We start from the raw sequence: 1901 nt of genomic DNA, 5'->3' as shown, positions 1-1901 counted from the left end.
TCGTTGTAGATCAGGTTGCGACCCCAGCTGCCCCAGCCGAACAGCGGCTTTTCATAGGCCCGTTCAAGCAGCATGTCCTCGTTGTTGAAGCGGAAATCGAGCGAGGCGGCGCGGTCTGGGTCGATGCTGGCGGCACCGGCCAGCAACCGTTCGGTGGGCACCAGGTCGACGCCCTTGAGCACCGGGTAACCGATGGCCAAAAGCGCCAGCAGCGCCGCCACCTTGAGCTGCGCGCGCACCCCGAAGACCAGCACCACCGGCACCAGCAGCAGGGCAAAGAGCATCGCGCCCAGCGATTTGTAGAGCACCAGGCTGACCCCGAGCCAGAGCGTCAGCGCGCCGTACAGCAGCCAGTGTTTGCGTTCGAACTTGAACAGCGCCGCGGCGGCGGTCAGCGCCATCATGCCGAAGAACGACAGCCAGATGCCGTGGTAGAGAAACACCGTAGGCCGCCAGCCGCCGAACCGCATGGTCTGGACGAAATCATGCTGGAAATAGCCGTAGATCCAGATGTTGAGCTGTGGTGACAGCCGGGTCTCGAGCAGCGCCGGGAAGCTGTAGACGAACCCCGCCCACATCAGCACCACCAGCACCAGCCGCTGGGAGGCGGCCTCGATCAGGTATTGCCGCGCCAGCACGAAGGGGATGAAGATCAGGATCTGGGTCAGGGTCAGCGCGAGGGCATCGGTCACCATCAGCCCCGGCAGGTGCAGCACGTCGCCCCAGCGCACCGGCTCGGCATTGGTGATCACGGTGGCGATCGGCGACAGGATGAAGGTCAGCATCAAGAGCTTGCCCAGCGCGGTATCGGGCAGCACCGACTTGCGCAGGCCATAGGTCGCGAAGGCCATGATCAGCGCGCTGAGCGCCGGGATCGAATGCTTGTCGAGCGGCGGCAGCAGCGGAAAGTCGAAGACCGCGGGCGGCGGCGGCAGGATCAGGAAGCCGGTGACGAACGAGATCGTCAGCGCCTGCGGCAGGGGCAGGCGGCGAAACAGGATCACTGTCACCACTGGCCAGATCGCCAGCATCAGATTGGCCAGAATATTGGGCATCAGCGCGTCTTTGGTTGCAACGGTCGAACTCTAGAACAGGAATGCGGCAGGTTTGGGGCCGGCGTTTCAGCACGTCTGGGCAGACTAGCCGCCTGGAACGGCTTCGGGAAAGACCTGTTTTGCAACCTGCGGTCGTGCCCGGCAGCTTTTGCCCTTGCCAAGGGCCGGGCGGTTGGTCAGCCTGTCGCCGATTGCCTCATAGATAATACCTGTAGCCCTTTGCCAGACCGCCGCAAGATAGCCTGTCTGTGGGATTTTTCCCCGCAGAATCCGCTGACATGTTCCGGCGGTGCGCCGGGCATGGTGGAGGCGCTGCAAAGCCATGTCGGCGATGTCACCATGCTCGATCCCGGCTGGCGCAGGCTCGAGCCGCTGCGCCGGATGCTCAAGGCCCTGCCAGAGCCCGCGGCCCGCGGTGCGCTCTGGCGCAGCCAGCTGGCGCTGTCGCGGCTGATCGCGCCGGCGATCCAGGGCCAGCTGACCCGTGGCCGCTACGACGTGCTGTTCTGTGCCCATGCCTTTCCGGCGCTGGCCGGGCTGCGGCTGCCGCCGGGGCTGTTCTCGGTCTATACCGCCGACACCACCCCCACCACCGACACCCGTTCCGACCTGCGCGAGGGCCGCGCCGCGCGGTTGCGGCCGGCGCGGCTGCTCGAACCGGTGATCCTCGGGGTCGAGCGGCGGGTGTTCCGGGCGATGGACCTGCTGCTCTGGCCGACGGAATGGCTGAAATCCGGCGCCGACGGGCTTTATGGACTTGACCCGAAGCGCTCGGTGATCGTGCCCTGGGGGCCCAATCTCGCCGATCCCGGGCCGGTCGATCTGGCGCCGCGGATCAGCCGCGGC

Annotated in this window: 2 protein-coding genes; one reads left to right on the top strand and one right to left on the bottom strand. The window is 66.2% G+C overall.

The window, feature by feature from the left end; translation table 11 throughout:
• Positions 1-1055 (bottom strand): hypothetical protein (locus VOI29_RS24350; RefSeq protein WP_323784456.1); only part of this gene is annotated, 1055 nt, incomplete at its 3' end.
• Positions 1056-1274: 219 nt separating this feature from the next.
• Here VOI29_RS24350 and VOI29_RS24345 point away from each other — a divergent pair.
• Positions 1275-1901 (top strand): glycosyltransferase (locus VOI29_RS24345; RefSeq protein WP_323784454.1); only part of this gene is annotated, 627 nt, incomplete at its 3' end.

It is taken from the genome of Leisingera sp., from assembly GCF_034669605.1.
Lineage (GTDB): Bacteria > Pseudomonadota > Alphaproteobacteria > Rhodobacterales > Rhodobacteraceae > Leisingera.
This window is presented reverse-complemented; position numbering and strand designations above follow the sequence as displayed.